Annotated in this window: 8 protein-coding genes; 3 read left to right on the forward strand and 5 right to left on the reverse strand. The window is 40.4% G+C overall.

Going from position 1 to position 6,510, the window contains the following annotated elements; translation table 11 throughout:
• Positions 1 to 30: 30 nt before the first annotated feature.
• From dcm to QZL64_RS01515, 5 genes are all read right to left on the reverse strand, one after another.
• A complete protein-coding gene (gene dcm / locus QZL64_RS01495) occupies positions 31 to 1,146 on the reverse strand; it encodes a DNA (cytosine-5-)-methyltransferase (RefSeq protein WP_021840284.1) in 1,116 nt (371 codons plus the stop codon).
• Positions 1,128 to 1,565, reverse strand: coding sequence for a very short patch repair endonuclease (locus QZL64_RS01500; RefSeq protein WP_021840285.1), 438 nt, complete (start codon positions 1,563 to 1,565; stop codon positions 1,128 to 1,130). Before QZL64_RS01500 ends, dcm begins: the two co-directional genes overlap by 19 nt.
• A gap of 279 nt (positions 1,566 to 1,844) precedes the next feature.
• Positions 1,845 to 1,982, reverse strand: a complete 138-nt coding sequence (locus tag QZL64_RS01505) for a rubredoxin (protein WP_021840286.1) — start codon at positions 1,980 to 1,982, stop codon at positions 1,845 to 1,847.
• A gap of 57 nt (positions 1,983 to 2,039) precedes the next feature.
• Positions 2,040 to 3,518, reverse strand: coding sequence for an FAD-dependent oxidoreductase (locus QZL64_RS01510; protein ID WP_021840287.1), 1,479 nt, complete (start codon positions 3,516 to 3,518; stop codon positions 2,040 to 2,042).
• Between the two features lie 176 nt (positions 3,519 to 3,694).
• Entirely contained in the window at positions 3,695 to 4,357 is a 663-nt protein-coding gene (locus QZL64_RS01515; RefSeq protein WP_021840288.1) for an NAD(P)H-binding protein, read from the reverse strand.
• A 392-nt stretch (positions 4,358 to 4,749) separates the two neighbouring features.
• Here QZL64_RS01515 and QZL64_RS01520 point away from each other — a divergent pair, with 392 nt between their 5' ends.
• From QZL64_RS01520 to QZL64_RS01530, 3 genes are all read left to right on the forward strand, one after another.
• On the forward strand, positions 4,750 to 5,196 hold the full coding sequence (locus tag QZL64_RS01520; RefSeq protein ID WP_021840289.1) for a MarR family winged helix-turn-helix transcriptional regulator: 447 nt from the start codon (positions 4,750 to 4,752) through the stop codon (positions 5,194 to 5,196).
• Positions 5,197 to 5,526: 330 nt separating this feature from the next.
• Positions 5,527 to 5,829, forward strand: a complete 303-nt coding sequence (locus tag QZL64_RS01525) for a hypothetical protein (RefSeq protein ID WP_021840291.1) — start codon at positions 5,527 to 5,529, stop codon at positions 5,827 to 5,829.
• Positions 5,826 to 6,389: a metallophosphoesterase gene (locus QZL64_RS01530; protein ID WP_021840292.1), complete on the forward strand. Its 564-nt coding sequence runs from the start codon at positions 5,826 to 5,828 to the stop codon at positions 6,387 to 6,389. Before QZL64_RS01525 ends, QZL64_RS01530 begins: the two co-directional genes overlap by 4 nt.
• Positions 6,390 to 6,510: the final 121 nt, after the last annotated feature.

Raw genomic sequence — 6,510 nt, forward strand, 5'->3', positions numbered from 1 at the left:
TTTCTACACACACTTTTTGTCCTATAACTCTTATTTTTTCCTTTGCATTTCATCAAAACATAAAAGCATAAATTCCGCCATACTTTCAATAACCTGAACAGTTACAGAATTACCAAATTGCTTATATTGTTGAAAATCACTTATTTCGGTTGGAAAAGAAAATGTATCTTTATCCCCTTCCATAAAGCCATACTCAATAAATCCCTGTAATTTTCCCCACTCACGTGGTGTCATAAACCTAATACAATTATCGTTAAGAGGTGTTTTCTTTCTCGGATATATCATTCCCGGGATATTGTCTTGAGGATCATATATTAAATTACGTTCTTTCCCAGAACCTCCTACTGCTAACAAAGTATTGGCTATAGGAGATGATATATCACTACTATTTACAACTTTATATCCAAAACCATTTCCTTTATTTTTATTTCGTTCTTTATGTCTTACAAGCGTATTAAGATATCCCGAAGATAAATAATATTTAGCATCTGCCCCTAATTCAAGAATATTACTTAAATCATTATCAGATCTATCTTTTTTTTCTACAGGAAGTACATGTGGTAAATTTTTTATTGACTCTTGGTAATACTCTCTATTGAAGGCCATAATATAAGTTCTCGGCCTATTCTGAGGCACACCAAAATATTTTGAATTTCTAACAAAATTCTTATCCTTATAAATCAACCTGTTATTATCATCTCTATCTGCTCCAATAACACTGTAGTTTAATTCTTCTTCCAGAATAGATAGTATAGTCTCAAACGTTTTCCCTTTATCATGTCTTACCAAGTTATCCACATTTTCCAAAAAAACGGCTTTTGGTAATGTTCGTTTAATTATGTCAGCAATATGATAAAAAATAATACCTCGCTTCTCATCTTGAAAGCCCAACTCACGCCCTTGCCGACTAAAGCTTTGACATGGAAATCCCGCAAGTAAAACATCATAATTCACTGATTCAACTTTTCTCTTAAAGTCTTCAGTTGTAATATCATTATATGGATTTTCCCCATATAGATGTTCATATGTCTTACAAGCATATTTATCAATTTCTGAAGATAAAACATTAATAAACTTGCCGGTCATTTCAAACCCTCTTCGAATTCCCCCTATGCCCGCACACAAATCTATTGTTTTATATAACATCTTCTTCTTTCCTCCACCGCCTGTTCTATCATATCGGCACAATAAGATACATCCTGTTTAATCTGTTTTCCCCAAAATCGTAAAACATACCATCCATTCGAAATCAATAGTTCATTTACTTCTTGGTCACGAATCATATTTCGTTCGATTTTAGCAATCCAAAATTCTCTGTTAGTTTTAAAATCATCTTTACGATTCAACCAATCATAGCCGTGCCAAAATTCAGAATCGCAAAAAACAGCTATTTTAAGCCCCTTAAAGGCTATATCAGGGCATCCGACTATATGTTTTACATTTTTTCTGTAATGCAAACCTCTACGCCATAATTCTTTGCGTAAAAGCAATTCAATATCCGAGTCTTTATTACGAATTCGTTGCATATTTTTATGCCGTTGCTCAGGCGTCAATCTATCAACCATAAAAATCACCTTTGCTATTATCAGAGTAAAAAAACACATCAAACAATAAACATTACAGTTGAATAATAGTACTTATCTAATTAAACCATTTTACACTTAACCAAATAGTCAAGTCAAATTCAATATATTATTAACCAATTCTCAATCTATATTTTACCGGCAAACATTATTTTTCACCGTACTTCAATTCGCTCTAACCATAAGGGTAACTTCAATCCTCACCATACAAAGTAGCTATTAGAGCCGCCTCGTATGGAGACATTTACTACTTAAAACCTCTTACATTTTTTCAAACTGAGATTTTGGCACACCGCAAGTAGGGCATTCCCAATCATCAGGCAAATCGGCAAATGCTACGCCTTCAGCTGCTTCATCATACACATAACCACAAACTGTGCAAACATATTTGTCTTTCATACGTCATTCCTCCTTAGGAATCAAACAACAGCCACTTGGCTTATATTCTTCAGCAACTTACAACTCACCCATGATCTCTTTAGCAATCACATAACCTTGGGTGTAGTTGTGACCCAAGTTAAGACCGAATACATCCAACGGATAATCCGTACTGCCATAGAAATGACCGGCTAAATTGCCTGCCGCGTAAAGACCTTCAATCGGTTTATCGTCATCGTCAACGACTTGCAACCGTTCGTTAACTACCATACCGGAGCACGAAACGGTGAATCGAATGTGGCGATGAATGCCATAGAACGGTGGTTTGAGCACCGGACAGAGATTTTCTTTGGCCACACCGAATTCCACATCTCGTCCGTCCGCCGCCATTTCATTATATCGTTTAACGGATGCCAAGAATGTCGGCACGTCCTTAATCTTTAGTTTAGCGGCTAATTCTTCTAAGGTATCTGCCTTAAAAGTAGCAATGAGACCCGGTACAACGCCGGTGTGTTCTACATCTTCTTCCGGCATCCATTTTTTAATAGATTCGAAATCTTCGTAGCCAAGCCCCAGTCGTTTGGCCTGTTCAATATAATCACTGTCAAAAATTTGGCAATAATGACCTTCGTCTTCCTTGCTCGTCAAGTAGCAGTTCATAAGGTCCATGCCCAATGCTTCGTCGCAGAAGCGCTTACCGTTCATTTTAACGCGCATATACGGTGAATCCATCATCGACGCCGGCCCCGCATCCATATCATGGGCCATCTTCGTGTGTCCCACATTTTCCATGCGACCGCCTACCCAGGCAATCATCTTGTGACCGTCACCATCATAACCGAAGCGTTTGCGTTTCAAATTATCCATATCCGGCATGTAATAATGCATCATTTCAGCATTATTTGCGTAGTCACCGGTGGCGAGGACAACGCCCTTCGAACCGTTCAATTGAATATAACCGTCCGGCGATTTTGCAATAACGCCGATAACACGACCCGTTTCGTCCTGAACAAGCTGTTCACCCGGCGTACCATAGTAAATATCGATGCCCCGTTCTTCAGCCAGTTTACAAAGAGCCTTCATGCCCTGCCCCGTGTTATACGGTTTCGGACCAAATACACAAGTAGTAAACTCAATCTTGAAGCCATGTTTTTTCAAAAGTGCCATATGTACCGGTGTGCCCATGTCTTTTACTTGAGCACCGGCGAGTTTTGCCTGTTCAATGACCCAACTTACCGCTTCCCCGGAATGGTTAGCCCACATTTCAATGAGGCCCCGTTTCGCCCGGTGATCGGCTGACGCCTCTAAGAGCGTCACCAAACGAGCTACATCATAGGGATCGCTCTTATCCAATAAGACCCCGGCTCCGAAGTTACCGCCCGCCATAGCGGATTTTAACTTCTGTACAATTGCAACTTTAGCGCCCAATTCAGCCGCCTTCAACGCACAAGGCACGCCCGGCGAGCCGGCGCCCACTACGACGATATCATACTGCTTGACATCCTTAATATCCGTAATCGGGTCCGGCTTTTTAAAGAAAGCTAACTGTTCGTTCATAAACATTACCTCTTTTCCACCTGAAAAAAATGTAATACTAAAACAAACGTCATTCAAGCTACTACGTTTACCTCTATTGTACGCCTTATATCTACAAATATCAACTTGAAAAGGACTTTAACTATTTTACAACACACGTCTCCCTATTAAAACGTATGCAGTCTCACCTTGCGCCTTTATTCCACAGTATCGTAAGCAAGACCGGAATTCCAAATAATCGGCGGTTCCCAAATTTCAAGGGCCCGGTCTTGAATCATCGTCGACATAATCATAGCTTTGGCCAGCACATCCGTAGGCATCGGCTTTTTATCTTCAAAAAGACCTTTATCGTTAAAAAAGTTCAGTAAGCCCACACTGACGGTTTCGGTCCATCGATCCGTGTGTTTACGCTCCAAAGCCGGTGGTCTGAGAATCGTTGTTTTTGCAAAATGAAGTCCTTTTACAGCCTCTTCCAACTCGCCTTTCATACGAGTATAGAAAAAGTGCGAATTCGGTGACGCCATTACCGTAGATAGCAACACATAATGTGGCACTTCATTCTTTTTAGCAGCTTTGGCAAACTCCATCTGATAATAAAAGTCCACCAACCACTGCTGTTCCTGACTGCCCGCATCCTTACGAGTCGTGCCGAGACAAGCAAATAACACATCGCCGGTTACGGACTTTGCCCATAATTCCGGATTATCAAAATCTATAATATGCGTAATCAACTTTTCGTGGATAATTTCCGGATTACGCCGTACAAAAATCTCAACGGAATCAAACATCGGATTGGCCAATACCAACTCCAATAAATCGCGCCCCGTAGCCCCGGTCGCGCCCACTATAATTGCCTTCATAAAACCTCCCACATAGCTTCAAAGTGAAACTATCTTATATCAACTTCATGTATCATTTTACCGATTTTTGATATATATAATCATTTCATACATCAATTTATATCGATATTATGCTATAATAATTATAACGTATTTATGTTCAATAGTACATTTTATTAATCATTGAAATTTTGAATAAACGAACGAAAAAAGGAGAATTCGCAATTATACATAACTAAATACTATATCCGGTAGAACCGGTAAGCCCACTTCGGTGGGCTTTTTTTCATACAAAAAACATTGACACTTCTAATAAATTCGATGTATTATATAATAGTCCCTTGATGGACTATTAATATATTGGACTAAATTAAGATTTTATATAAATATGCTTTTAATCTTTGGAGTGTTTAATGAAACCAACTATAAACGATCAAATTGCAATGTACTGCAATCTGTTAAACGAATGGTATGTGGCTTATGAGGCCTATGCCAAATCCATGGGCTTATCGAATACGGCGCTCGATGTTTTGACGACAATTTATGAAAGCCCGAATTTCACGCAAAAAGAAATTGCTGACACCTGCCTTTTACCAAAGCAAACGGTAAATGCCGTTGTGACTGCCTTTTTAAAAGACGGTTGGGTAACACTTGAGGAATTACCGTCAGATCGTCGCAATAAAACCGTCAACTTAACCGCTGAAGGCATGACTAAGGCCCGCGAAATCATGGATAAGATTCATAGCTGCGAAATAACGGCCATGAGCCAATTAAGCGAAGACGAACGCGAGACATTGCTGAAGCTTACCAAAACGTATATTCATAAATGCAGTCAGGCCATGGCTGAAAATATCGAGTAAACAAATTCATGAGCGTATCAAAGCTGACTATTTTATACTTAAAGCTTGTTGAAAAAAGAGAGGAATTTATATGATGTGGTTAATACTTTTTGGCAGCCTCTTTGCCTTGGGCGGTGCCAGTTTATTATTTCTTATATATAGCATAGGCCGCTTGCCGTTTATAGAGGTTTTGACAAACGGCAGTAAGATTAGACATGGCTTCTGAGTGCCCTCATTATTATTGCGCCTACAGCCTTAATCTGGATGTCTTATACCGTTACTAATGCCATAATTGTGCTGCTTCACCTGACATTCTTCTGAGGCCTTGCCGAAATTTTGCGCATCCTGGCCATGAAATTTGATATCGCCACCGTCTCCCGTTCGCTGAGTGCGGCCGCAGGTATTCTAATTACTGTTTTATATCTCGGACTCGGCTGGTATCAGGCCCACCATGTAGCCCAAACCGATTACACCGTGACGACCGATAAAAAAGTGGGTAACCTACGTATCGCCCTCATCGGCGACTCCCACTTAGGCTCCACCTTCGACGCCGATGGTTTTGCCAAACATTTAAAAACGATTGAAAAAGCAAAACCGATTTGCTCGTCATTGCCGGTGACTTTGTGGACGAGCGCACCACTAAGGCGGAAATGATTAAAGCCACGCAAGCGCTCCAAGATGTTAACACGCAGTATGGCGTATATTATGTATTCGGTAACCACGACAAAGCCCTTTACAGACCTGATTCACGTGATTTCACGGGCGACGATTTAGTAGCCGAGCTTGAAAAAAACGGTGTCATCGTACTTCAAGATGAAAGCATCTTGTTGGATGACCGTTTCTATATCGTAGGCCGTCAGGATGCGTCCGAAGAATTCGACTTTGGTCGTTCCCGTGCAGCTATTGCCGATTTAATTAACCCTCTCGATCACAGCAAATATATCATCGTGCTTGACCATCAACCGCGTGATTATGCAGCTGAAGCCAAAGCCGGTGCCGACCTCGTATTGTCCGGTCACACCCACGGTGGTCAGATGATTCCACTCAAACAATTAATCAATTGGTTTAGCATCGGGCAAAACGACCGCATTTACGGCTTAGAACAACGTGACAATACCAACTTTGTCGTAACGTCCGGTATTTCCGACTGGGCCATCCAGTTTAAAACCGGTACCAAATCCGAATTTGTCATCGTGGATGTGAAAGAGCATTAAGCTATCAAGCACACACGTTAATGTAAATTAAACATAGAATTTAACGTAGAATTGAACATAGGCTTGAATGTAGAGTTGAACGTAGAATTTGGCCTATAGGACATTTTGAGTTGGTTTTTAG

Origin of the sequence: Veillonella sp. CAG:933, assembly GCF_000431435.1 — a bacterium.
In the GTDB taxonomy this organism is placed as follows: domain Bacteria; phylum Bacillota; class Negativicutes; order Veillonellales; family Veillonellaceae; genus Veillonella_A.

Excerpts from the sequence above, each read along its gene's own strand:
- QZL64_RS01510 (WP_021840287.1), bottom strand. The coding sequence starts at position 3,518 with ATGAACGAACAGTTAGCTTTCTTTAAAAAGCCGGACCCGATTACGGAT.
- QZL64_RS01505 (WP_021840286.1), bottom strand. The coding sequence starts at position 1,982 with ATGAAAGACAAATATGTTTGCACAGTTTGTGGTTATGTGTATGATGAA.
- QZL64_RS01500 (WP_021840285.1), bottom strand. The coding sequence starts at position 1,565 with ATGGTTGATAGATTGACGCCTGAGCAACGGCATAAAAATATGCAACGA.
- QZL64_RS01520 (WP_021840289.1), top strand. The coding sequence starts at position 4,750 with ATGAAACCAACTATAAACGATCAAATTGCAATGTACTGCAATCTGTTA.
- QZL64_RS01525 (WP_021840291.1), top strand. The coding sequence starts at position 5,527 with ATGAAATTTGATATCGCCACCGTCTCCCGTTCGCTGAGTGCGGCCGCA.
- dcm (WP_021840284.1), bottom strand. The coding sequence starts at position 1,146 with ATGTTATATAAAACAATAGATTTGTGTGCGGGCATAGGGGGAATTCGA.
- QZL64_RS01515 (WP_021840288.1), bottom strand. The coding sequence starts at position 4,357 with ATGAAGGCAATTATAGTGGGCGCGACCGGGGCTACGGGGCGCGATTTA.
- QZL64_RS01530 (WP_021840292.1), top strand. The coding sequence starts at position 5,826 with ATGATTAAAGCCACGCAAGCGCTCCAAGATGTTAACACGCAGTATGGC.